Genomic DNA, 25416 nt, shown 5'->3' on the forward strand with positions numbered 1-25416 from the left:
GCTTTTTCGGTTCACCTCGTGGTGCGGTAGGCCTTGAGCAGCGTCCAGGGCGGAGTGGCTCCCCTTGGCGTCGACGGCCTCGACCCGGAAGGACACCGGCTGCGAGGACCGCTCTCGGCGGGTCCCCGCCTGAACCGGGGTCCGCCCCGGGCCCTGGACGACGACACCGGTCCGGCGGGCCGGGACGCGGGCCCCTCGGTATCAAGGGCCGTCCCTCACGCTTTCCGGTGTGCAAGGCCGCGAAAGCCGCCGTTCGCGTGCGTCCCTTCCTGCCCGGGCTCGGGAATGTGACATCTCGTCGTCCGGGCGCGCTGATATGTCAGGGCACTCCCGTGACGGCTGTGCCCTGTGATGGCTGATGACAACGACAACGGGGCTTCAGGGTGGGGCATGAGAACTGAACACAGCGTTCGGCACGGTCGCCGTCGATCTGGTCCGAAGAGACCCGGTCCGAAGAAGCGAACGTGGGTGGCGTTGGGGGCGGTCGTGGCCGGAGGCGGCGTGGTCGTGGCGACCGTCGCCATGGCCGGCTCACCAGGGCGTGCAGCACCGGCCGCGCAGGGACCGATCAAGACGCATGTCCACTCGCTGTCCCTGACCGGAGCCGGTGCGTCGCTCAAGACGCTGGGTGCCCGGTCCACGGCTCCGTTCAGCATGGTCGGTGTCACCTGGAACGGTGCGCACGCCGAGCTGCGCGGCACGGTGGAGGTGCGGACCCGTTCCGCCGCCGACGGTCACTGGACCCGGTGGCTGAAGATGCAGCAGCCGGACGACCTCCCCGACGCCGCCGAGCTGAACCGTCCCGGTGTGCGCGGCGGGATGTCCCCGCTGTGGGCGGGACCGTCGAACGGAATCCAGGTCCGCGCGACCGGCGCGGGCAGGACCACCACGCTGCCCGCCGGGCTGCGGGTGGACCTGGTCGATCCGGGCAAGCCCGCCACCGGCGGGACACCGGACTCCGGCATGGGTCTGGCGGGCTACGCCATGGATGCGACGGCCACCGACACCGCCGCCCCGCCGGTCACCGACACCGCCTCGCCGACGGACAGCTCCACCCCGGCCGACAGCGCGACGCCCATCACGGGCACCGGTGCCCCGGACACCGCGACCGCGACGGACTCCACGTCGCCCACGGACACCTCCACGGCCACGGACCCCACCTCCACCACCCCGTCCACCCCGTCCTCCCCCTCCACCGGGACCTCCGCGTCGTCCTCACCGAGTGGGTCCCCGACGGCCTGGCCCGGCCAGCTTCCGACGACGGCCGAGGCGTACCCGTCCTGCACGACCTCCTCCGCCGCCCCGTCCGCGACCCCGCCGGACCCGATGCCGGCCGCGACCGTCTCGACGGTGGCACCGCCCTCCGTGGTGACCCGGGCCGGCTGGGGTGCGGACGAGTGTGCGCGGGACTCCGGTTACCCGTCGTACGGCTCGGCGGTGAAGGTGATGTTCGTCCACCACACGGACACCACCAACAACTACTCCTGCGCCGACTCCCCGGCGATCGTGCGCGGCATCTACGCCGAGCACCTCAACCAGGGCTGGCGCGACCTGGGTTACAACTTCCTCGTCGACAAGTGCGGCACCATCTTCGAGGGCCGCTTCGGCGGAATGGCGCTCCCCGTCGTCGGCGCCCAGACCTACGGGTTCAACACCAACAGCATGGGCGTGGCCGCCATCGGCACGTACACCGACCTCAGCGGCGGCGACTCCACGGCCAGCACCTTCACCGGGGCCGCGCCGAGCCAGGCGATGCTGGCCTCCATCGCCCGCATCGCGGCCTGGAAGTTCGGCATGACCGGCGTGAACCCGGGCACCGGTACCGCGTCCCTGCCCGAGGGCTCCTCCGACAGCCACGGCTTCACCCTGGGCAGCAGCTACACCTTCAACGCGATATCCGGGCACCGCAACGGCTTCGCCACCGACTGCCCCGGCAACCAGCTCTACAACGCCCTGAGCACGATCCGCTCCTACGCGGCAGGCCCGGTCGGCACGGTCTCCGTCACCGGGATGTCCGGCGGGGCGGCCAAGTCCGGGACGAACTACTACACCAAGGGCGCGGCCACGGTGAGCTGGACGACCGCCACGCCGTCCGCGGTGATCTCCGGCTTCGACGTCCTGGTCGACGGCAAGGCGGTGGCCCACACCTCCGGCTCCGCCCGCTCCGCCTCGGTCACGGTCGCCTCCGGCAGCCACACCGTCCAGGTGCGCGCCACCCACGTCCGAGGGGCGGCCACGCTGTCCGGCTCGGTCACCCTGGTCGGCGACACCACCGCGCCCACCTTCCCGACCGCTCCCGGCGTGCAGCTGCGCACGGGCACGGTGAACTCCACCTCCGTCCCGGTCTCGGTGACCTGGAAGGCCGCCGACAACGCGGCACTCGCCAAAGTCACGTCGACCTCGCCGTCCTCGGCCACCTTCGGCCCGACGGTGACCTCCTGGTCGGCCAGTGCCAAGCCCGCCACGTCGGACCTGTTCGCCCTGAAGGCGTACGACGTGGCCGGCAACGCCGCCGGCGCCTCCGTCCAGCGGACGCCGAGCATCGTCCAGGAGACCTCCACCACCCGGACCGGCACCTGGACGCGCAAGAGCAGCACCAGCTACCTGGGCGGTTACTCCTACGGTTCCTCGTCCGCCAAGGCCTCGATCAGCTGGACCTTCACCGGACGCTCGGTGGCCTGGATCGTCTCGCGGGCCGCCACCTCGGGCCAGGCGTACATCTACGTCGACGGCACCAAGGTCACCACGGTGGACCTGAAGTCCTCCACGACCCTCTACCGCCAGGCGATCTGGACCAAGACCTGGTCGGCCTCCGCCAAGCACACCCTGAAGATCGTCGTGGTGGGCACCGCGGGCCGCCCGACCGTCACCACCGACGGCATCGCAACCATCGGCTGAACCGCCGCCCCCACCTCACGAAGGAGCCCTCCGCCCGCGGGAAGTCCGCGGGCGGAGAGCGCCGCGATCGGCGAAGTCCCGCAGCGCCCGGCCGAGGGCCTCCTCGCTGGAGGATCTCCTCGCTGGGCCCCGCGAGCACACGTTCGCCGTGTCGAAGAAGTGGACACGCAGGACATCCGCGTGCTGCGCGCCGTCGCGCAAGAACGCAGCATTCAGCCGGAGCAGTCGGGGCTCACCGCCGCACTCGACGGCCCACCGCCGGCCCCGAAGCCGAAGACATGCACCCCCGAACCCTCCTCGCCGCGAGCCTCACCGCGCTCGCGACTCCGCCCACCTCGGCCGCCGCCCACGACGACCTCGTCCAGGCTCTCCTGCCCGGCCTGAGGCCAGCAGGCACCGAGGCTCCTCTCGACCCGTTCGGACGCCACCCCCGAGGACACGATGGTCCGCGCCGACGTCCTCCGAGAAGGCCGCGATGATCTACCGGCACTCCGACCACGACCGCCAGCGGGAGGCCGCCGCAAGGCTGGACGGGAGGCTGCGGCAGTGGTGTCGGCCGCGATGCCCGCCGTTCGACCACGGGCTCGGCGGTCAGGACGCACCGGTCGTCGTCTGCGCCGGCTGCGTGGTGGACGCCGGGGCGTTCGCCGGGAGACGCGCAGGGTCGCGGACGGGGTGCTCGACCGCACCGGACGCCAGGCGGGAGATGTCCGGCAGCGCGTGCGCGTAGCCGGCTCCGAGCAGCAGGGCCGCGGCCGTCGCGGCAGTGGCGGTCCGGCGGGTCGTGGTGCTCACCCGCCGAAGGCCGCGTTCGCGTCGACGCAGGGCGGCGGGGTCGTGCGCGGATCCGGACATGGGCATGAGCCGGCCTCCTTCGGGGCGAAGGCGGTACCACGAGGCGATCGTCCGACTCGTGGGCGCCATGTCATCAGCTTGCGCCGCACCGCGTCGGAGAGCCGTTCAGGAAATCCTCAGATGTGGCAAAGCCGGCCGGAGAGGGCGGTGGCCCCGGCGCGTGCCCTCCCCTCGGCCGATCCGGAGCGCCCTTCACGTCGTCCTACGCTGGATGCCGTGGAACAGGAAACCGGCCCCCGCGCCGTTCCCGAAGAGCTCACCGTGCTGGTCGTCGAGGACGACCCCGGGCTCGCCGGATCGCTGGTGCGCGGCCTGGAGCGAGCCGGGTACCGGGCGACCTGCGTCGGCACCGGACGCGGTGCGCTCACCCACGTACCGTCGCCCGACGTGGTACTGCTCGACCTCGGTCTGCCGGACATGGAGGGTGTCGACGTCTGCCGCCTGCTGCGCCGCCAGTCGGACGTCGCGATCATCGTGGTGACCGCCCGCGGCGAGGAGGGCGACCGGGTCGCCGCACTCGACGAGGGCGCCGACGACTACCTGGTCAAGCCCTTCGGGCTGGCGGAGCTGCTGGCGCGGATCAGGGCCGTACTGCGGCGCATCCGCCCGTCCGGGTCCGAACTGCTGACCCACGGCCCGCTCGCCGTCGACCCGCGCACCCGCAAGGTGACGGTCGGCGGTGAGGACGTCGCCCTGACACCGAAGGAGTTCGACATCCTCCAGTGCCTCGCCGCCGATCCGGGCCGGGTCGTGACGCGGCAGGAGATCCTGGAGCGAGCCTGGGACGCCCACTGGTACGGGCCCACGAAGGTGCTGGACGTCCATATGGCCGCACTGCGCCGCAAGCTGGGTGTGCCCGGGCTGGTCGAGACCGTCTACGGGCGCGGTTTCCGCCTCGGTGAAGTCGGCTGACGCGCCGTGACCCGCCGTATCGCGCTCAGCGTCATCGCCCTGATCACCGCGGTCCTGGTGCTGGCGGTGGTGCCGCTCGGGCTGCTCATGACGCAGCGCGAGCAGACCTCGTTCCGGGACGAGGCGGCCGCGAAGACGAGGTCGATCGCCTCCGCCGCCGAGGAGCATCTGTCCGACCACAAGTCGGACGCGCCGGCGCGGAGCCTCGTCGAGGAGGCCCACCGCAGAGGCGACTGCGCGACCGTCTACGACAGCGCGGGCCGTGTGGTGCTGTCGACCGCGTGTTCCGACGTGGCCGGGGACGACTCCGCGGGGCTGGTCTCCTCCGTGCTCGCCCACCCCGACACCCGGGTGCGGCAGGACGATCAGTGGCTGACCACCGCCGTGCCGATCGGTGACACCTCGGACCCCGTCGGGGTGGCCGTGCTGAGCCGGTCCGCCGATCCCCTGCACGACCGGATCCTGGCGATGTGGGGCTGGCTCGCGCTGATCGGCGTCGGCGGCCTCGGCGCCGCCGTGCTGGTATCGGTGCTGCTGGCCCGCTGGGTCGGCCGCCCGCTGCGGGTACTGGACGAGGCGGCAGGACGGCTGGGCGAGGGAGCGCTGGACGCGCGGGCGCCCGCCGGGGCCGGGCCGCAGGAGGTGCGCCGTCTGGCGGCGACGTTCAACACGATGGCCGCGCGAACGGAGGCCCTGGTGCACGGCCACCGCGCCGTGGTCGCCGACGTGTCGCACCAGTTGCGCACCCCACTCGCGGCGCTCCGGCTGCGCCTTGACCTGCTCGCCACCGACGCCGAAGGGGACACCGCCGCCGAGCTGGCCGACGCGCAGGGCGAGATCGCCCGGCTGTCCCGGCTGGTGGACGGCATGCTGGCGGTGGCGCGCGCCGAGCACGCGGTGCCGCAGCCGGTCCCGGTCCGGGTGGACCGGCTCGTGGCCGAACGGATCGCCGCCTGGGAGCCCGTCGCCGACGCGGGCCGGGTCCGGCTCGCCGTCGACTGCCGCGCCGGGCTCACCGCCTTCCTCGGCGAGGGCGATCTGGAGCAGGTGCTCGACAACCTGATCGCCAACGCTCTCGACGCGGTCCAGGAGGGCGGACGGGTGTTGATCTCCGGCAGGCGGCAGGGCGAAACCGTTGAGCTGCGGGTCGCCGACAACGGTCCCGGGATGGGCCGGACCGCACGGGAGAACGCGTTCCGCAGGTTCGGAAACCCCGAGGCGAGCGGCACCGGGCTGGGCCTGGCCATCGTCCACCGGCTGATCACCGCCAACGGCGGTACCGCCGAGCTGCTGGACTCTCCAGGCGGCGGGTTGACCGTGGCGCTGTCTCTGCCGGCGTCGCGGCGCCGACGCGACCGGGGCGGGGAGTCCGGAGCCGCCGGTGCGCGGGCGGCGCCTGGTCCGGTCCCGGACCGGCATTCCCCTGACCTGCCCTGACCTGCGGTTTCACCGATCTTTGCGGGTTCTGAAGGATTCCTGAACCGGATCCCGACAGCCGCCCGCGCAGGCTGATGGTCGGACAGCCACAGGCGTGGCCGCGAGGTGCCGGACGCTTCACCGGGGCACACCGACGGCCGAGGAGGAACCGTGTCCCACCCCGACCACCCCACATCCGCCGGTGCCGCCCGCCGCCGTGACCGCGGCCTGCGCCGGGTCGGAAACACCACTGGCTGGGTGGCCGCTGCGGCAGCCGTCGGCTCCGTGGCGCTCGCAGCCGGATACGCCCATGCCCTGCCGGGGAAGTCCGCACCCCCGCCCGGGAACACTTCACGACCGTCCGTCCCCGCGTCCGCGTCCCCGCCGAGCCCGTCCGCGACTCCGAGGGCATCCCACTCGGCGGCCCCGGCAAGGACCCCCGTACCGCCCTCGCGTACGGCACCGCACACGACCGTCCCGCGACGAACGGCCGCTCCCGCCCTCACCCGGTCGGCGGCCCCCGCCACCACGAAACCACCGGCAGCGACCCCGCAGCCCTCGCACACCACCTCGGGTGCGTCATGACCCCCGGCACTCCGGCGTCGGTCTCCTTCCCCGCGCTGGGCACCACCGCCTCGCTGCTCGTCACCGACCCCGGTGCCATGAGTGCAGCACGCCAGGTGCTCGACGACGAACTCACCGCCGTCGACGCGGCGTGCAGCCGTTTCCGGCCCGACTCGGAACTGTCCCGCGCCAACGCCGCGGCGGGAGCCGCCGTGCACGTGAGTGCCCTGTTCGCCGAGGCGCTGGACGTGGCGCTGCACGCGGCGCAGGTGACCTCGGGTGTCGTGGACCCCACCGTCGGAGCCGCCGTGCGTGCGCTCGGCTACGGCGTCACGTTCGCCGCGCTGCGCCCGCAGGATCTGGGCCCCGTACACGTCGCCGGACCCTCCGCGGGCTGGCGGGCGGTGGACTGGGACCGGGCCGCCCGGCGGCTGCAGCTGCCCCCGGGCGTCGTGCTCGACCTCGGCGCGACGGCCAAGGCCCTCGCCGCCGACCGGGCGGCCGGCCGCGCCGCCGAGGTGACGGGCTGCGGTGTCCTGGTCAACCTCGGCGGTGACCTCGCGGTCGCGGGTGATCCGCCGCCGGGCGGCTGGCGGATCGCCCTCGCCGACGACCACGCGGCACCCGGTACGGCGGCCCGGCCCACGGTGAGCATCACCGAGGGCGGACTCGCCACCTCCGGCACCACCGTGCGGACCTGGCGCCGCGAGGAGCGGCGCGTGCACCACATCGTCGATCCCGTCACCGGCGACAATCCGACGCCGGTCTGGCGGACCGTCAGCGTGGCCGCCGCCAGTTGCGTGGCCGCCAACACCGCGAGCACCGAGGCCGTCGTCCTCGGCGACCGCGCCCTCGGCCGACTGCGCCGGGCGGGACTGCCCGCGCGGCTGGTCCGCATGGACGGAACCGTCGAGCGGGTCTGCGGCTGGCCCGCGGACACGGCGGAACGGACCGAGGACACCGCCCCGGAGACCCTCACCGGAGGCGCCCGATGACCGGACTCGTCCCGCTGGCCGCGGCCGGTCCCAGCCCGCTGTGGTACGTGACCCGGGCCGGCGGCACCGTCGCCCTGGTGCTGCTCACCGCGACCGTCGCACTCGGCATCGCCGTCGGCGGCCGGTACACACCCCGGCGGCTCGCCCGCTTCGAGGTGCACGCGCTGCACCGGAACCTGTCGGTGCTGACCCTGGTCTTCCTGGCCCTGCACATCGTCACCGCGATCCTCGACACCTTCGTCCACCTGGGCTGGCTGGTGACCGTGGTGCCGTTCACCGCCTCGTACCGGCCGCTCTGGCTGGGCCTGGGCACGGTCGCGTTCGACCTGCTGCTCACGGTCGCCGCCACCAGCGCGGTACGGCTGCGCATGGGGCAGCGACGGTGGAAGGCCGTGCACTGGCTGGCCTACGCGGCCTGGCCGGTGGCGCTCTTCCACGCCGCCGGAACCGGCACCGACACCCGGCTCACGCCACAACTCGCCCTGTACGCCGGATGCGTGGCCCTCGTGGTCGCCGCCGTCTGGTGGCGGCTGTACCGGGCGGGTCCGGGGCGGTTCGCGGTACGGCTCTGGGCGGGCCTCGCCGCGGTGGCCATGCCCGTAATGCTGGCCGCGTTCTTGAACTCCGGTCCGCTGCAGTCGGGGTGGGCACACCGCGCGGGCGGCGCCACGAGCGCAGGAACAGGAACAGGCACCGGAACAGGCACCCGCACCGGCACAGGCACAGGCACCGTCCACCCGGCGCCCGCGCCGACCGACGACGAGGGAGGCGAGCAATGACCGACGCGATGACCGAGGGCCCGGCAACCGTCCGGGCCGAAGACGGCCGGGACGGCATGCTGGGCCCGTACGGCTCCCGGCTGCTGCACGGCTGGTACGCCACCGGCCGCGCGGCCGACCTGGACGAGCACCTCCACCGGTACGGTCCGCCGCCCTTTCCCCGCACCGCCGACGCGGCCGACCGGCTGGTGCGCGCGGTGGAGGACGCGGGACTGACCGGCAGAGGCGGCGCCGCCTTCCCCACCGGGCGCAAACTGCGCACCGTCGCCGCGGGCCGGGGCACCGCCGTGGTGGTCGCCAACGGCATGGAGAGCGAACCGGCCAGCCGCAAGGACGAGACCCTGCTGGACCTCGCCCCGCACCTGGTGCTGGACGGCGCCGCACTGGCCGCCGTGGCGGTGGGCGCCGACGTGGCGCACCTGTGTCTGCCGCGCACCAGGCGAGACCAGGCACAGGCACTGCGCGAGGCCGTCGAGGAACGGCTGAGGAGGGGCCTTTCCCCGGTGCCGGTGCTGGTGCACGAACTGCCCCACCACTACGTCTCCAGCGAGGAGACGTCGCTGGTGCGCTGGCTGAACGGAGGCGACGCCCGCCCGCTGGCGACACCGCCGCGCCCCTTCGAGCAGGGTGTCGGCCGGCGCCCCACTCTGATCGACAACGTCGAGACCCTCGCCCACCTCGCGCTGATCGCGCGCTACGGTCCCGGCTGGTTCCGCAGCGCCGGGCGTCCCGACGCCCCGGGCACCACGCTCGTGACCCTCTCCGGTGCGCTGCGCACACCGGGCGTCTACGAGGTGCCGATGGGCCGGCCCCTCGCGGATGTGCTGGACTTCGCCGGGGGACCGGCGGAACCGCTCGGATCCGTGCTGCTGGGCGGCTTCTTCGGCAGCTGGTTGCCGGCGGCGCAGGCGCTGCGCGTCCCGTTCGCCAAACAGGACCTGTCCCCGCTCGGCGCGGGACCCGGTGCCGGAGTGATCGTGGCGCTCCCCGTCCGCACCTGCGGTCTGGCCGAGGCGGCGAGGGTGCTCGGCCACCTCGCCGCGCAGAGCGCACGCCAGTGCGGACCGTGCCGGCTCGGGCTGCCGGCCGTCGCCGCGGACTTCGCCGACCTCGCCTGGGGCCGTTGCACCCCGGAGTCGGCACGGCGTCTGGAGGACAGGGTCGGCCTGCTCGCCGGGCGGGGTGCCTGCCGGCACCCCGACGGCGCGTCCCGGTTCGCCGCGACCACCCTGCGGGTCTTCGCCGCCGACGTACGGCACCACCTGAGCCTCGGCCCGTGCGCTGCGGCCTGGGACGAGCCCGTACTGCCCGTTCCGGACTCACCGGCACCCGACGACCGGGAATGGAGGTGATGGGCATGCCCGGCGCCCACTCCCTCGGCATCGACCGCATCGCCTGCGACGGCTACGGCCTGTGCGCGGAACTACTGCCGGAAATCGTCGAGTTGGACGAGTGGGGCTACCCGGTCGTGGGATCGGCCCCGCTTACGGGTGAAGCCCTCCGACACGCACGGCGCGCCGTGGCCGCGTGCCCGGCACTGGCACTGCGCCTGGACCCGGCACCGGGGCGAGCCACGGACCGGCAGCCGGCCGAGCGGTCGTGAACGAGTTCTTAACCCCACGTCGGACATACTTCAGCCCGCTCCGGCGCACGGTGCGGGAGCGAGCGGGACAACACTGCCATCCGGGCCGGGCGGGGCCTGATCAGCGGGATCACCAGGAGGACGGACAAGTGACCGTGACCGGCGACCGGACACCGGCGCACAGCACGTTCGAGACGCCCGGCACGGCGTCCGGCGGCCCCGAGGGCAACGAGCGGCTGACCGCGGCGACCGGCGCGGTCCTCCTGGTCCTGTTCGCCGTCGAGGGCGTCACCATCCTCTTCCTCGGGCAACTCCTCACCCTGCACTTCTTCGTCGGGCTACTGCTGACCGGCCCGGTCTGTCTGAAGATCGGCTCGACCGGCTACCGGTTCTACCGCTACTACACGGGCTCGCCCGCGTACCGCCGCAAGGGACCGCCCGCACCGCTGCTGCGGGCGCTCGGACCCCTCGTCGTCGTCACGAGCGTCGCCGTCCTCGGCACCGGAGTGGCACTGGCCCTGCTCGGACCCGACACCGGCCCGGTCCCGGTACTCCTGCTGCACAAAGCCGCCTTCGTCTGCTGGATCGCGGTGACGGCCGTGCACGTCCTCGCCTACCTGTGGCGGCTGCCGCGCCTCATCGGCGCCGATCTGCGGCGCCGCCCGGCACGTCATGGGGCTCCCGCTCCCCTGCGGGCCGGACGCTGGTCGCTGCTGGCGCTGTCGCTCGGCGCGGGCCTCGCCGTCGCGCTCGCAGGAGTCCACCTGGTCTCCGGCTGGACCGGATAGGGCCAACGCTTCTTCCCTGCCCGGTCGGGAATCGATGTGCGGACGAACCGGGTCTTGCGCCAGGTGCTTTTCGTCGACGCGGTTCAGTCGTCAGAGTCTGTGCGGGGGGTCGCGCTCCTCGGCCTCCCCACCCGCCTCTTGGGGTCGTTCACGGAGCGAGGGAGAAATAGTTCTCCTCCTCCTGGGTGAAGTGCAGGCGCAGGACGGTGTTGAGGCCGTAGAGGCAGGAGCGGAGGTCGTCGAGTTGCCCGGCGGAGAGGCCCCCGTCCGCTTGTGCCAGTTGCAGGTGGGTTGCGATGCGGCGGGAGAGGCGTTCGATCTCGGTGTGGGCGCGACTCATGGTGGCGGTGGCCTCGGGGCCGCCGAGGGTGGGGGCGAGGGCGGGGTAGAGCTCGTGCTCCTCTGCGTACTCGTGCGGCAGTAGCCGTTCGGTGAGCAGACGGTGGGTCTCCTCCAGTGCGGCCAGGGCCGTCGGGCCGGAGCTGTCGGAGAGGCGGTCGGCCGCATCGCGTACGGATTGCAGGACGTCCTGGAGGTCGTCGTGCTCGGCGGCGAAGCGGTGGATGAGGGCTTCGGCAGCGGGGGTGAGGGCCGGGTGCGCGGCTCGGCCGACGCGCAGCGCGCGCAGGGCGTTGAGGATGACAGCGGCATCGATGCCCTCTTGGAGCAGGGCGCCGGCGGCGGGCGGAAGGAGCCCGGCCGCGGCTGCGGCCATGGCGGCCAGGGACATCAGCATGCCGCCGAGGGCGCTCTGTACGGCGATGTGGCGGGCCCGCTGGGCGATGGTGACGGCGTCGGCGAGGCGGTCGACGCGGTCGGTGGTCAGGACGATGTCGGCGGCTTCGGAGGAGGCTGTGGACCCGCGTGCGCCCATGGCGACGCCTATGTCGGCGGCGGCGAGGGCGGGGGCGTCGTTGACGCCGTCGCCGACCATGACGGTGACCGCACGTTCGCGTTCGGCGCGTACGGCGGCGACCTTGTCGGCCGGACCGAGTTCGGCGCGCACGTCGTCCAGGCCGAGGACGGCGGCGACCTCATGGGCGGGTGCGGCGCGGTCGCCGGTGAGCATCAGCAGCCGTTCGATGCCCGCCGCTCGCAGGTGGCGCAGGGTGCGGGGCGCGTCGTGGCGGAGAGGGTCGCGCAGCAGGACGGCACCGGCCGGCTGTCCGTCCACGGTGAGCCAGGCGACGGCCGCACCGTCGAGGAGCGCGCGGTTGTCGACCGCGTTCGCCCAGCCCGGCCGGGCGGTCGCCGCGCCCATACGGCCTACGGAGACCTGGTGCCCCTCCACGTTTCCGGTGGCACCCCGGCCGGGCTCCTCGGTGACGTCCGTCGGGACCGAGAGCGCCAGTCCGCGTTCGCGGGCGGTGTCGACGATGGCCTGGGCGAGGACGTGCGGCGAGTACTGGTCGAGGGAGGCAGCGAGGCGCAGCACTTCGGCGGCTTTGACTTCGGGCGCGGCAATCACGTCGAGGACGCGGGGGCGGCCGCGGGTGAGGGTACCGGTCTTGTCCAGCAGGAGGGTGCGGGCCCGGCCGAGGTTCTCCAGCGCGCCGCCGTCGCGGATGACGACGCCGAGACGGGAGGCGCGCGAGAGGCCGGAGACGATGGCGACCGGGGCGGCCAGCAGCAGAGGGCAGGGGGTGGCGACCACCAGGACGGCGACCGCCCGTACCGCGGACCCGCTGATCAGCCAGGCCAGGCCCGCCACCGCCAGGGACAGCGGCAGGAACCAGGCCGCGTACCGGTCGGCCAGCCGTACGACGGGCGCGGACTCGGCGCCCGCCTGCCGGGCCAGTCGTACGATCCCGGCATAGGTGCTGTCCTGCTCGGTGGCCGCGGCGCGCAGTTCGAAAGCGCCGCCGGCGTTGACCACGCCGCTGCGCACCGTCTCGTCGCGGCCCCGCTCGACCTGTAGGGCCTCACCGGTGAGAACCGACTCGTCGAGCACGGCGGCGTCGCTCTCCACCCGGCCGTCGACGGGGACCACCTCGCCGGGGCCGACGACGAGCAGGTCGCCGACGGCGACCTCGGCCAGCGGCACCGAGGCCACACCGGCGTCGGTGCGGCGGCGCGCGGAGCGCGGTGCGTGCTCCAGCAGGGCCCGCAGGTCGTGGGAGGCGCGCCGCTGGGCGGCGGCTTCCAGGGTGCGGCCGGTGGCCAGCATCAGCGCGATCAGCGCGCCGGCGAGGTATTCGTGGACGGCCAGGGTGCCGCCGAGCGCGAGCACGGCGATGAGGTCCACGCCCGCGTGCCCGTGCCGCAGTGCGACGAGCACCCATGCCACGGCGGGGACGACGGCGGAGAGGGTGCCCAGCCCCCAGAAGAGATCGGCGAGGTCGCCTGCTCCCGTGAGCCAGGCGATGCCGCCGGCCGTCAGCGCCGCCGCGGTGACGGCCAGGAGGACGGGTTCGAGCCGTGGCGACCCGGTCGCCGAGGCCAGGCGGCGCAGCTGCGCTGTGCACGTGCGGTGGATCATGGCGTACCTCGGTCCGTCCGGCGCGGCGATCCCGAAACCGGTTCTTCTCCATCGGAATGCACCGCTGGGTGCCCACGGCAGGGGTCGTCCGGCCCTGATTCAGGGCCATGCGGACGGTGCCCGCGCGTGCTGCTCATGGCCGGCCCCGGTCGGTGTGCACCGCAAGGCGGGGCAGGCGGCGACGGCCCGGCGTGCGGGAGAGCGCAACTGACCGGGGCACCGCTCGGCCCTTCAGGACGGGGCAGGCCCATTCGGCGAGGTCGATCAGTTCGGGCAGGTTCCGGTGCCGGCAGGGAGGCCGGTGGCGGTGGCGGTGGTCCAGGTGTGCCGGATGGGGCGGCGCACCGAGGCAGGTGTCCGTGCTGGTGGCGACGATGGTCGCTGTGGTGGTGGTCTGGTCCGAGGTCACCTGGGTGTGGAAGGTGTCGGCGCGTTCCGCGGTGACCGCGGCCGGGGTGGCGGTGCTCGCGTCCGTGTCCGCCCGCACGGGTGTTGGCGGAGGTGCTGGAGGCGCTGGTGCTGGGGAGCGGTGACGATCGCGGTGGCCTGGTCGCGGGAGCGGCCGGCCTGCCACACCCCGCCCGCAGTCGCCAGGACGAGGCGGCAGGCGAGGGCGAGCGCGGTTTCGGGCCGGTCGGGTAACTCGCGGCGGTAGTCGTAGTAGAGGGAGGGGCTGGCACGGCGTACGGGGCGTCGGATGATGTCGTCGTGGATCACGGCGGGGGTCTGCAGCAGTTCGATGCAGGATGGCGGCCTCGTCCAGACCGGGCACGGCCTCGTCGGTGACCAGGGCGGCCTCGTGCAGCAGGGCCACGCGCAGGCACTCGCCCGACACCGAAACCCTCGTCCTGGGCACCCACTTCGCACCGCACGCCGCCGACCGCGTGATCACACACCAGCTCGGACCAGGCGTCGAGCGCGGCCGCGGCCGGTCGCGCCGACGCCTGACAGTTCCGACCGCGCCATTTCTCAACTCCACTTCCAGCATGGCTCGTCACTGAGCAGTGGCATGCCGCAGGTCCTCGGGCGCCAAGGGTCTCGACCCATCCTGGACCCAGACATTGGGTCGGCGCCGTCACGGACCAGACTCCGCCCCACAGGCCGTCAGCCCGCGACGGCACCACCCATTTGCACTTGTAACAAAGTGATCACGAGATCAAAACTGTGTGTCAAGTTTGAAGTGCCGGAACGATTCTGAGATTTTAGTCGGACGCCCGCTCCTGCTGCAAAGCCTGCCCAAAAAGAAGGGAGTGGTGCGGCTGAAAACTCGGGACCGCCGGGGGCTAAATCCCGTTGCAGACGGCGGGCTGGAGGGTACATGTCACGGATTGAGTTGCGTCCGCATCAGGTTGAGGCGAGCGATGGGATCCTCCGGAATCTTTCCGTTGCTCCGGGTGGTCGAATCCCGCCGGAGGGACTGAGAACGCAGGTGATCGCCGCCACCGGCTCCGGTAAGACGCTGATCGGCGTGGAGTCCGCGAACCGGCTTTCGGCTCGCCGGGTCCTGGTCCTGGTGCCCACCCTCGACCTGCTGACCCAGATGGCCCGTGCATGGCGCCGGGGCGGGCGCGAGGGCCCGATGGTGGGGGTTTGCTCGCTGCGGCCTGAAGACAGCGATGGCGTGCCCTGCACGACCAATCCGGAAGAACTCGTGGCCTGGACGCGGGATCTGGAGTCGGTGACGGTGTTCGCCACATACGCGGCCGTGGGTCTCCGCCTCCTGCAGCGGGCGCACGAGAGCGGCCTGCCGATGTGGGACCTGATGATCGTGGACGAGGCGCACCGGACGAGTGGTGATGCCGGGAAGCCGTGGGCGGCTGTGCACGATCAGAAGCAGATCCCGTCGGTGCGCAGGTTGTACATGACCGCGACGGCGCGCATCTGGGAGGCAGAGGGCAAGACGTACCGGCTGATGGCCAGCATGGACGAGGACTCCCCCGTGTTCGGGCCGGTGGCCTACAAACTGCGGTTGTCCGAGGCGATCCGGCTGGGGCTGGTGGCGCCGTATCAAGTGCTGTGCCTGGACATCCGCGATCCCGAACTGCACGCCGCGCTGACGAGCGAGGAGACCGGCTCCGCTGCCGTACGCGGTGCGCGGCTGGCGGCTGTGCAGACAGGGCTGATGCGCGCGGCCGTTGAGGAGCGTTTCCGACGGGTGCTCTCGTTCCACAGCCGGATCGGGGAGGCGGAGGCGATGGCGGCCGGCATGCCGGCGATCGCGGCCCGGCTCGCCGACGACGCCCCGGACACCTTCCCACCCGCCGAGCGGGTGTGGGCGGACTGGTTGTACGGCGAGCATCCGGCCGGCCATCGCCGCCAGGTGCTGGATGAATTCGCCTCGGATTTCCTCGGAGGAACCGGCTTTGCGGGGCGTGAAACGCCCGCTGCTTTGCGGGTGTTGAGCTCGGTTCGAGTTCTCGGGGAAGGAGTCGATACCGCCGAATGCGACGCGGTGCTCTTCGCCGACGCGCGCGGCAGCATGATCGATATCGTACAGATGGTCGGACGAGCACTACGCATGCAGCCAGGTTCCGGAAAACTCGCGACGCTCATCGTGCCGGTGTTCCTGGAGCCAGGCGAGGACGCGAATCAACTGCTCACCTCGGACGCCTACGGCACACTTGCAAAGGTCCTCGGAGCTCTGCGGGCCCACGACACGGACACGATCGAAGCGCTCGCCAACCCCAACATCCGCGACGCTCGCTTGCAAGTTGAACCGGATGGTGACGGTGGGCGGTTGCCCGAGGACGTCGTGGGCGAAAGGCAGAACGAGGAGGACTCCGCGCGGGTGAGCGAGCGAGCGGCTGGAGTGCTGCGGTTCATGGAGGAACGCGATCCGGCAGCCATCGCCCAGTTCGTGAGGTTGCGGGTCATCGACTCCGAGGGCACCTACTGGCGGCGCGGCATCGAAGCCGCCACGCGGTGGCGGCGTGAGACCGGCAGCCCCGAACTGCGCGTGCCCTACACCTTTGTCACACCCAAATACTGGCAGGGTATCGGCAACCACCCCTTGGGGGTGTGGGTCGCAGATCAGCGCCGCTACTATGCGGCCGGGACGCTGCAGCCGGAGCGTGTGGCCGAACTCCAGGCGCTGGGCATGGTGTGGTCGGTGCACGACACCGCGTGGGAAGAGGGCCTGGCCGTGGCCCGCGCATACGCGGCCGCGGCCGGTGGGATGCTGCTCCCGCCGACCTCCGCGGTGTGGAAGGGCTACCCGATCGGGACATGGGTCAAGAACCAGCGCGCCGCCGCCCGCAAGGCACGGGAGAACGCCGAACGACGCGCAGCAGGTGAGACCGTCTCTTACGCCGGGGAACTGCCACAGGACCGACTGGCGGCCCTGGATGCGATCGATCCAGGATGGTGCCCCTCCTGGGACATCGGCTGGCAACGCTGCTTCCGCCTCGCCCATGCCCACGTGAAGGCCGGCGGAACGCTGTCGGCGCCCGCCGGCCAAGTCATCGTCCGGGGAGAGGATCTGGGAGCCTGGGCAGCCGCGCAGCGGCACGGTTGGGACAAACTTCTCCCCGCCCAGCAATGGCTGCTGGGCAGCGCACTTGGTCTGGAACCGGCGGGCGAGAAAAAGCGGTCCACGGGTCGCTCGCAGAGCGCCGCGTGGGCGCGGAACATCGCTGCCGCCCGGCAGTTCCGCGCCCGCCAGGGGCACCTGACCGTGCCGCGCAAGCACATCGAGGATGTCGAGGGCGACCTCGTGAAACTGGGTGCGTTCATCAGCAACATGCGCCGTCGCGCCACGACGCTGAGTGCGCAGCGACGCGCCGACCTCGACGAACTCGGAATGAAGTGGTAGCCGGATTCAGCGTCCATGGATGATCCGTGAGGCCCGCCGCCCACATCCCAGCGCAGCGTCGGGTGGCGGGGTAAGGAAACTCTTCGCCACCGGGCAATCTGTGCCGAGGAACCCGCCAGAGCTTGCCTCTGTCGGGCCGGTCGACGCTCCACGTGAAGCGCTTTCTACGGTCGCCTACCGGGCGAAGCAAACAGGCGGGCGCCGAGCCGATACCACTGGCCGGACTGCCGCTACACGAGCCCGTGGGCGTTGAGCGTACGCAGCAGGCGCGGCACGGTCGACGTATGCGCGCCCCCACAGTCGCGTTCCGACTCTCCGCTCAGCCCCTTCGCCGCGCCGGGCTTTGATGCCTGCATTCGGGTGGACTGCACACCGCAATTGCCCGCCGAACAGCCGCACCCTCACAAGGAAATCGTAACGTTGACGGAAATGACGGTGGTTCGGACTCCGGCACCGTCGGCACCGCCGCGGTCATTTCGGTGCCGACCGGCCGCCCGGGATCAGCCACATCCTTGATCCTCACTATTTCCATGAGATGTGAAAAAATGAAACGCAGGCGATTGTGGGCGGGGATTTTCAGTGCGGCGACGGTTGCGGCTGGGGTGACCATTTGGGCGGTTCATTCCCATTCCGCAACAGCACCTGAATCCGGATCCGATGTGGCGAACAATCGAACTCAGGATGCCGATACGCTCTTCCAGGCCGCCCTGCTGCAGGAGAAGTACCAGGACTTCCAGGGCGCGGTCAGAACCTATCAGCGGGTGCTGGAGCTCGAACCTGGCAACAAGCTGGCCTGGTACAACCTGGGGGTCCTCGCGCAACGGGACGGCAGGACGGTCGAGGCTCGTGCCGCCTACGACAAGGCGCTGAAGATCGACCCGAAGTACGCCTCGGCCCTCTACAACGAGGCGGTCCTGCTGAAGGCGAGCGACACCGACCAGGCCGTCAGACTCCTCAAGCGCGCCATCGCCGCCAGTCCCCGGGCCGCCACGGCCCACCTCCAGCTGGGCTGGATCCTGACCCGGAAGAACCACGACGACGAGGCCGAGGACGAGTTCCGCAGTGCCGTCGCGGCCGACCCCTCGCTGTACTCCCAGGTCCCGGAGCAGTTCCAGGACGACGTAACCCCCACTCCGACATCGAGTCAGGCAGGTGCCAACGGATGACATCGACCGCAACGCCCAGGTTCTCCGTCTTCACCCCCAGCCACCGGCCCCGCTTCCTCGACGAGTGCCTCAAGTCCCTTCAAGCGCAGACCTGTCGGGACTGGGAGTGGATCGTCCTGCTCAACAACGGCGCCCGGTGGCGGCCCGAGCGGGACGACGAACGGGTGCGGATCGAGATCGCGGACGGCATCCGCGGCGTCGGGGCGGCGAAGCGCAGGGCCTGCGAACTGGCACGCGGCGACATCCTCGTCGAGCTCGACCACGACGACCTCCTGGCGAAGGCATGCCTGGCGGAACTGGCCAAGGCGTTCGACGCGCATCCCGAGGCCGTCCTCGTGTACAGCAACACCGCACAGATCACCGAGGACGGCAAGCGGGACGACACCCGCTTCAACGAGGCGCACGGCTGGAAGTACGAGGACGTCCGCGTCGACGGGCGCAAGCTGCTCCAGGCGCTCTCCATGGATCCGACGCCGCACAACGTCTCCTACATCTGGTACGCGCCGAACCACGTGCGGGCATTCCGCAGGGAAAGCTACGAGAAGGCCGGCGGGTACGACGCCACACGTACGGTGCTGGACGACCAGGACCTGATGTGCCGACTGTTCCACCTCGGGGACTTCCACCGCATCGCCCGCTGTCTGTACCTGCAGCGGATGCACCCCGCGAACACCCAGCGCGACCCGGAGATCAACGCACACATCCAGCGCGAGACGGTCGCCCTGTACGACAAGTACATCGAGGCCAACGCGCTGGCCTGGACACACCGGCGTGAACTGCTCGCACTGGACCTCGGCGCGGCGCACCGCAAGCCGCCCGGCTACCTCGGCGTGGACCAGTACCCCGGTAAGGGCGTCGACATCGTCGCGACCCTGCCCGGAAAGCTCGACCTGCCCGACAACTCGGTCGGTCTGCTGCGGGCGGTGGACTTCCTGGAACACGTACCGGCGAAGGTGCCGCTGATCAACGAGCTGTACCGGCTGCTGGCACCCGGCGGCATGCTCCTCACCATGACGCCCAGCTCCGACGGCCGCGGCGCGTACCAGGATCCGACCCACGTCGCCTACTACAACGAGAACTCGTTCTGGTACTACACGGACAACCAGTACCGCACCTTCGTGCCCGAGATCGAGGCCAGGTTCCAGGCGTCACGTCTGGTCACCTACTTCCCGACCGAGTGGCACTCCCGGAACAACATCTCCTATGTCGTCGCCAACCTCATCGCGATGAAGGACGGCGCCGCGCGGTGCGGAGGACCGCTGCTGGTCTAGCGCCGGCACATGCGGAAAGGCGCCCTGCTGACGGTCATCTCCCGCAGGGCGCCTTTCTTTCCGTCCGGGGCAGTCGCTCGTCGGTCAGGCCGGCGACCGTGGACCGTTCCTGCGCGCGGCTTCGGCCAGAGCAGCGAAGGGGTGCTCGGCGAGAGCCGCGGTCAGCTGGTCGTGCCATCGCGGGAGGGGGGCGAGGCCGTATCGGGCCCAGTTGCCGTGGCCCAGGACGCCGGACGCCGGGCGGGCGGCCTGGCGCGGGAACCTCTCCGAGCCGACCGGGCGGATCCGTGCGGGGTCGAGGCCCGCGAGGTGGAAGGTCTCCCGCGCCAGGCCGTACCACGTGGTGTGGCCGCTCGCCGTGCCGTGGTAGATGCCCGCCGGCGCCCGCCCGGCCAGGGCCGCACGGCCGAGCGCGGCCAGCTGCCGGGCGAGCGCGCGGGTCCAGGTGGGCTGGCCGCGCTGGTCGGCCACCACGTCCAGGGTCTCGCGCCGGGCGGCGAGTTCGAGCACGGTGGCCACGAAGTTGCGGCCGTACGCGCCGTAGAGCCAGGCGGTGCGCACGACATAGCCGGTACGCGGCAGCAGTTCGGCGACGGCCCGCTCCCCCGCCAGCTTGCTGCGCCCGTAGGCGTTGACAGGACCTGTCGGCGCGTCCTCCGGGCAAGGCTCACGACTGTCGCCCGGGAACACGTAGTCGGTGGAGACGTGCAGCAGGAGCGCACCGCTGTGCGCGCAGGCCCGTGCCAGGTTGCGGACTCCCGTGCCGTTCACGGCCGTGGCCGCCGCCTCGGACCGCTCGGCGCCGTCGACGTCCGTCCAGGCGGCGCAGTTGACGACCACACGGTGGCCCGTGACGGCCGCGCGGACGGCGGCCGGGTCGGTGATGTCCAGCTCGGCACGGCCCAGTCCCGTCACCACGGCGTCCTGACGGGTGGCGAGTTCGGCCAGCACGTCCTGCCCGAGGAGCCCGCGGGCGCCGGTCACCAGCCATCCGGTGCTCACCGCAGCCCCGCCCTCTCCTTGAGCGGTGCCCACCAGGAGCGGTTTTCGCGGTACCAGGAGACCGTGGCGGCCAGGCCCGCGGCGAAGTCCACCTGCGGCTCGTACCCGAGCTCTTCGCGGATCTTGCCGTCGTCCAGCGAGTAGCGCAGGTCGTGGCCCTTACGGTCGGCCACCTGCTCGACCCGGTCCCAGCCTGCGCCGACCGCGTCCAGCAGCAGACCGGTGAGCTTGTGGTTGCTCAGCTCGGTGCCGCCGCCGATGTGATAGACATCGCCCGCCCTGCCGCCCTGCAGGACCAGGTCGATGCCCCGGCAGTGGTCGGTTACGTGCAGCCAGTCGCGGATGTTGCGACCGTCGCCGTACAGGGGGACCGGCTTCCCGTCGAGCAGGTTGGTGATGAAGAGCGGGATGATCTTCTCGGGGAACTGGTAGGGCCCGTAGTTGTTGGTGCACCGGGTGACGACGACGTCCAGGCCGTGGGTACGGTGGTAAGCGAGCGCCAGCAGGTCGGAGCCGGCCTTCGAGGCGGAGTAGGGGGAGTTCGGCGCAAGCGGCCACGTTTCGGGCCAGGAGCCCTCGCCGATCGAGCCGTACACCTCGTCGGTGGAGACGTGGAGGAAGCGGCCGACGCGGTGGCGGTGGGCCGCGTCCAGGAGCACCTGGGTGCCCATCACGTTCGTACGGACGAACGGACCGGCGCCGTCGATGGACCGATCCACGTGCGACTCGGCGGCGAAATGGACCACCGCGTCCTGGGCTGCCATCACCTGGTCGACCACGTCCGGGTCACAGATGTCGCCCTGGACGAAAGTGAAACCCGGGTACTCACCCACGGGCGCCAGGTTGGCCTCGACCCCTGAGTACGTGAGCTTGTCGAGGACGGTGATCCGTGTCCGCGGCTCGGACTTCAGTCGTCGGCGGACGTACTCGGAACCGATGAATCCGGCGCCGCCGGTCACAAGGATGCGCATGGCTCTCTGTCTTTCCTGCTGGCCGGCGTGCGCCGCATTCCTGGCAAGCCGGACCGGCTGAGGTCGGTGTCGTAGGACTCGGCGTCGCGTGCGGGGCGGCGCCGGAGACGGGAGCGAAACGCTCCGGTGCCCCGCGGCCGAAGCCTTGGGGCACCGGAGCTCGTCCGAACCGGGGTGGGCGGTCGTACTGCGTGTACCGCCGCTCACCTTGCGGTGGTCACGGACTGCAGATCACGTACGCCGTGAGCGTCGAGCCGTCGTTGCTGGTGGCCTGCCACCCCGTGGCGGGGGAGCCGCCGATCGGGGCGCTCTGGCTCGCGGCGGCGCCGGCCGTGGGGTCCTGATATCCACCGCCGAGAGCCGACTGGCCGGCGGGGCAGGTGGCGGTCGACTGTGCTCCCTGGGCTCCGGTCACGACGGTGGTGCTGACCGCTCCCTGGGCACCTTGCGTACCCTGAGCGCCCTGTGAACCGGTGGCGCCGGTGGCACCCTGCGGGCCCGAGGGACCGGTGGCACCGGTGGTGCCGGTGGCACCCTGAGAACCCTGCGGGCCGGTGGCGCCGGTGAGGCCGGTCGATCCCGTGGCACCCTGCGGACCGGTGGGACCTGTCGCACCCGTGGCACCAGTGGCGCCAGTGGTGCCCTGGAAGCCCTGCGGACCCTGCGCCCCGGTGTCACCCTGGAAGCCCTGCGCGCCCTGCGCACCGGTGTCACCCTGGGAGCCCTGGAAGCCCTGGAAGCCCTGCGCACCTTGGGCACCGGTGTCACCCTGGAAGCCCTGCGCACCTTGGGCACCGGTGTCACCCTGGAAGCCCTGCGCACCTGTGGCCCCGGTCTCCCCCTGGAAACCCTGCGCGCCCTGCGCACCGGTGTCACCCTGGAAGCCCTGGAAGCCCTGGAAGCCCTGCGGACCCTGCGCCCCGGTGTCACCCTGGAAACCCTGGAAGCCCTGCGCGCCCTGCGCCCCGGTGTCACCCTGGAAGCCCTGGAAGCCCTGGAAGCCCTGCGGACCCTGCGCCCCGGTGTCACCCTGGAAACCCTGGAAGCCCTGCGCACCTTGGGCACCGGTGTCGCCCTGGAAGCCCTGCGCGCCCTGCGCCCCGGTGTCACCCTGGAAACCCTGGAAGCCCTGAGCACCGGTGTCGCCTTGGAAGCCCTGCGCGCCTTGGGCACCGGTGTCACCCTGGAAGCCCTGTGCGCCCTGAGCACCGGTGTCACCCTGGACACCCTGAGCGCCTGTGGCCCCAGTGTCACCCTGGAAGCCCTGCGCACCCTGAACGCCGGTGGCACCCTGCGAGCCCTGCGGACCGGTGGCACCCGTCAGGCCGGTCGACCCCGTGGCACCCTGCGGGCCCATGGGACCAGTCGCACCCGTGGCACCGGTGGCGCCGGTGTCACCCTGGGGGCCGGTGGCCCCGGTGTTGCCCTGGAAGCCCTGAGAGCCCTGGACACCCGTGTCACCCTGGAAACCCTGGAAGCCCCGCGGACCCTGGACACCGGTGTCGCCCTGCGAGCCCTGCGGACCGGTGGCCCCCGTCAGGCCGGTCGACCCCGTGGCACCCTGCGGGCCCATGGGACCAGTCGCACCGGTCGCACCGGTGGCGCCGGTGTTGCCCTGCGAGCCCTGGACGCCAGTGTCACCCTGAGAACCCTGGACGCCGGGGTCACCCTGGAAACCCTGCACGCCCTGAGTACCAGGCCCGCCTTGAGAACCCTGGGCGCCCTGGACACCCGTGTCACCCTGGAAACCCTGGAAACCCTGCGGGCCCTGAGTACCGGTGTCTCCCTTGTCCCCCTTGTCTCCCTTGTCCCCCTTGACGCCCTGCGGCCCCTGAGCACCCGGGACGCCCTGGAAACCCTGCGGGCCCTGCGGGCCCCTGTCGCCACGCGGCCCCTGCGGCCCACGGTCACCGTGCGGGTCGCTCTTGCTCGCCTTCACCTGCCCCTTGCCGTGCTCGGCGCCCACGGCACCGTTCGGGCCGGGCAGCCCCACGCTGCTGCTCGTGCCGGAGCGGTGGATCGCATCGGCGATGGCCGCGGCGCTCGGAGCGATATTGAGCACGACTGCGAGCGCGCCCACCGAAACCAGAGTTGCGGATTTCACGCGCGAAATCCGCATTGTTCTACGGCTCACTGAGAACCTTCCTCGTGAAACTTGGGAAGCGGCCATGCCGTATACGCACGCACCGTGCGCGCTCACCAGACGGCGGCCATCGACTGTGCCATTATTCACTTCCGGCGGTGAAATAATCGGGAATGGGCCCCGACATAGTCCAATATCACCCGGGTGGCGGCAACGAATCGAATTGTGCAGGGCGTCAGAAATTCCGGCTCGACACGAACCGGTGACCGCGGGACTTCTGCGATACGCATGCCGACCTCGAACGAAGAGCGGCAGGTCCCGCCATTCGCCCTCCTCCGGCATGGCCGGCGCCAGGACGAGCGGACCGAGCTCCCGCTGCGGCGCATACCCTTTCGAACGCGGAGAAACGACTGCGGAGTTGGCTCCCATCGCAATGAAGGCGTGACCCGGTCACTCCGGGAAGCACCCACAGTGGTGCTTGGTGCCGCCCGGCCGATTCGCCTCCCATTTCCCGAAAGTCAGGGAACCGATACGGATATCGACCAGGACGTCCTAGTGAATATCGCGGAGAGTACCACTGAGGAAGTGAATGCCGCGGCCGTACGACCCAGGCCCCTTCTACTCCCAGCGGTCACACAAAACAGAGAGGAACGCCGTCACGCAAGAACTCCCGGACCGGCGCGCAGCATTTCCTCGCCGCGCGGTCCGGTGTCCACGCTGCCCCGTGGGGGTACGACGAGATACCGGGAATCCTCCAGCAGACCCAGCAGGTAATGGCCGTATCCGCTCGCGAGCAGCGGCTGGGCCAGCTCCCGAAGCCGCTCGTCGTCGATCAGTCCGGCCCGCCAGGCCGCCTCCTCGACACAGCCGACCTTGTAGCCCTGGCGCTGCTCGATCACCCGGACGAACTCCGACGCCTCGACCATGGAGGCGAAGGTCCCGGTGTCCAGCCAGGCGGTGCCCCGGTCGAGCCGGGTGACGCGCAGTTCCCCGGACTCCAGATAGACACGGTTGAGGTCGGTGATCTCCAACTCGCCCCTGGCGCTGGGCCTGAGGTCCTGCGCGAATTCCACGCCCCGGTTGTCGTAGAAGTACAGGCCGGGCACGGCGTACCGCGACTTCGGCCGGGCCGGTTTCTCCTCGACGGACAGCACCCGCCCCTGCTCGTCGAACTCCACGACACCGTAGGCCGAGGGGTTGGCGACCTGGTAGGCGAACACTCTGCCGCCCTTCAGGTCGCCGTAGCACGACAGCTGTGTGCCCAGTCCGGTGCCGTGGAAGATGTTGTCGCCCAGGATCAGAGCGACCGACTCGCCGCCGATGAAGTCGGCTCCGAGGACGAGCGCATGGGCGATGCCCTTCGGGCACTCCTGCGCCACGTATTCCAGCCGCAGGCCCAGCTGGCCGCCGTCGCCGAGCAACCGGCGAAACTGATCCTGGTCTTGCGGGGTGGTGACGATCAGGATCTCCCGAATGCCGGCCATCAGCAGTGTGGAGAGCGGGTAGTAGACCATCGGTTTGTCGAAGACCGGCAGGAGTTGTTTCGACACCGAACGGGTCAGCGGCCACAGCCTCGAGCCGGTACCTCCGGCCAGCAGAATTCCGCGCACGGCATCACCATAGGCGAACTGTCGGCAGATGCCCCTTTTATTCCACGCGTGGCGCGTACCGGCAACATCGAAGGGCTTCCCCCTCACCAACGCCGCGACCCCTTCGGCACCCAGGGAGTAGACCACCTCCCGCAGGAACTCGCGTACGGCAGCCACCGAGAACACACCCGGCGCCAGGCCGCGGACCCACGTGGGCCCCGACGTGTGGTGGCCTCACCCGGTGCGGCTGGGGCA

18 protein-coding genes are annotated in these 25416 nt (G+C 71.5%); 11 read left to right on the top strand and 7 right to left on the bottom strand.

Going from position 1 to position 25416, the window contains the following annotated elements:
• Window positions 1–468: 468 nt before the first annotated feature.
• Entirely contained in the window at window positions 469–2898 is a 2430-nt protein-coding gene (locus ACZ63F_RS26895) for a peptidoglycan recognition protein family protein (protein WP_469714350.1), read from the top strand.
• A gap of 591 nt (window positions 2899–3489) precedes the next feature.
• Here the strand turns inward: ACZ63F_RS26895 and ACZ63F_RS26900 are convergent.
• Window positions 3490–3759 (bottom strand): hypothetical protein, encoded by a 270-nt coding sequence (locus tag ACZ63F_RS26900; protein ID WP_469714352.1) that lies wholly within the window; start codon window positions 3757–3759, stop codon window positions 3490–3492.
• 210 nt (window positions 3760–3969) lie between these two features.
• Between ACZ63F_RS26900 and ACZ63F_RS26905 the strand changes: the two genes are divergently transcribed.
• The 7 genes from ACZ63F_RS26905 to ACZ63F_RS26935 all read left to right on the top strand — a co-directional run bounded on the left by ACZ63F_RS26905 (window position 3970) and on the right by ACZ63F_RS26935 (window position 10789).
• A complete protein-coding gene (locus ACZ63F_RS26905) occupies window positions 3970–4665 on the top strand; it encodes a response regulator transcription factor (RefSeq protein WP_365701071.1) in 696 nt (231 codons plus the stop codon).
• 6 nt (window positions 4666–4671) lie between these two features.
• Window positions 4672–6102, top strand: coding sequence for a sensor histidine kinase (locus ACZ63F_RS26910; RefSeq protein WP_469714354.1), 1431 nt, complete (start codon window positions 4672–4674; stop codon window positions 6100–6102).
• A gap of 560 nt (window positions 6103–6662) precedes the next feature.
• Window positions 6663–7640 (top strand): FAD:protein FMN transferase, encoded by a 978-nt coding sequence (locus ACZ63F_RS26915; protein WP_469714356.1) that lies wholly within the window; start codon window positions 6663–6665, stop codon window positions 7638–7640.
• Complete coding sequence (locus ACZ63F_RS26920) at window positions 7637–8419, top strand: ferric reductase-like transmembrane domain-containing protein (RefSeq protein WP_469714357.1); 783 nt, start codon at window positions 7637–7639, stop codon at window positions 8417–8419. Before ACZ63F_RS26915 ends, ACZ63F_RS26920 begins: the two co-directional genes overlap by 4 nt.
• Entirely contained in the window at window positions 8416–9771 is a 1356-nt protein-coding gene (locus ACZ63F_RS26925; RefSeq protein ID WP_469714359.1) for an NADH-ubiquinone oxidoreductase-F iron-sulfur binding region domain-containing protein, read from the top strand. Before ACZ63F_RS26920 ends, ACZ63F_RS26925 begins: the two co-directional genes overlap by 4 nt.
• A 5-nt stretch (window positions 9772–9776) precedes the next feature.
• A complete protein-coding gene (locus tag ACZ63F_RS26930) occupies window positions 9777–10022 on the top strand; it encodes a ferredoxin (protein ID WP_469714361.1) in 246 nt (81 codons plus the stop codon).
• Window positions 10023–10150: 128 nt separating this feature from the next.
• On the top strand, window positions 10151–10789 hold the full coding sequence (locus ACZ63F_RS26935) for a hypothetical protein (protein ID WP_469714363.1): 639 nt from the start codon (window positions 10151–10153) through the stop codon (window positions 10787–10789).
• A 148-nt stretch (window positions 10790–10937) separates the two neighbouring features.
• On the opposite strand, the gene ACZ63F_RS26940 is transcribed toward ACZ63F_RS26935, so the two are convergent.
• Both ACZ63F_RS26940 and ACZ63F_RS26945 read right to left on the bottom strand, forming a co-directional pair.
• Window positions 10938–13268, bottom strand: coding sequence for a heavy metal translocating P-type ATPase (locus ACZ63F_RS26940; protein ID WP_469714365.1), 2331 nt, complete (start codon window positions 13266–13268; stop codon window positions 10938–10940).
• A gap of 133 nt (window positions 13269–13401) precedes the next feature.
• Complete coding sequence (locus ACZ63F_RS26945) at window positions 13402–13755, bottom strand: hypothetical protein (protein WP_469714367.1); 354 nt, start codon at window positions 13753–13755, stop codon at window positions 13402–13404.
• Between the two features lie 831 nt (window positions 13756–14586).
• Between ACZ63F_RS26945 and ACZ63F_RS26950 the strand changes: the two genes are divergently transcribed.
• From ACZ63F_RS26950 to ACZ63F_RS26960, 3 genes are all read left to right on the top strand, one after another.
• Window positions 14587–17079 (top strand): helicase associated domain-containing protein, encoded by a 2493-nt coding sequence (locus ACZ63F_RS26950; protein ID WP_469714369.1) that lies wholly within the window; start codon window positions 14587–14589, stop codon window positions 17077–17079.
• Between the two features lie 659 nt (window positions 17080–17738).
• On the top strand, window positions 17739–18245 hold the full coding sequence (locus ACZ63F_RS26955; protein ID WP_469714370.1) for a tetratricopeptide repeat protein: 507 nt from the start codon (window positions 17739–17741) through the stop codon (window positions 18243–18245).
• The gene (locus ACZ63F_RS26960) at window positions 18242–19516 is read left to right on the top strand and encodes a glycosyltransferase (RefSeq protein ID WP_469714372.1); all 1275 of its coding nucleotides are present in this window, start codon (window positions 18242–18244) and stop codon (window positions 19514–19516) included. The genes ACZ63F_RS26955 and ACZ63F_RS26960 overlap by 4 nt, the downstream gene beginning before the upstream one ends.
• Before the next feature lie 84 nt (window positions 19517–19600).
• Here the strand turns inward: ACZ63F_RS26960 and rfbD are convergent, their stop codons facing one another.
• The 4 genes from rfbD to rfbA form a co-directional block, all read right to left on the bottom strand.
• The gene (gene rfbD / locus ACZ63F_RS26965) at window positions 19601–20518 is read right to left on the bottom strand and encodes a dTDP-4-dehydrorhamnose reductase (RefSeq protein WP_469714373.1); all 918 of its coding nucleotides are present in this window, start codon (window positions 20516–20518) and stop codon (window positions 19601–19603) included.
• Entirely contained in the window at window positions 20515–21489 is a 975-nt protein-coding gene (gene rfbB, locus ACZ63F_RS26970) for a dTDP-glucose 4,6-dehydratase (RefSeq protein WP_469714375.1), read from the bottom strand. The genes rfbD and rfbB overlap by 4 nt, the downstream gene beginning before the upstream one ends.
• 217 nt (window positions 21490–21706) lie before the next feature.
• A complete protein-coding gene (locus ACZ63F_RS26975; protein WP_469714377.1) occupies window positions 21707–23569 on the bottom strand; it encodes a collagen-like domain-containing protein in 1863 nt (620 codons plus the stop codon).
• Between the two features lie 659 nt (window positions 23570–24228).
• The gene (gene rfbA / locus ACZ63F_RS26980; protein WP_469714378.1) at window positions 24229–25182 is read right to left on the bottom strand and encodes a glucose-1-phosphate thymidylyltransferase RfbA; all 954 of its coding nucleotides are present in this window, start codon (window positions 25180–25182) and stop codon (window positions 24229–24231) included.
• Window positions 25183–25416: the final 234 nt, after the last annotated feature.

The organism is Streptomyces sp. NPDC104761 (assembly GCF_055583445.1).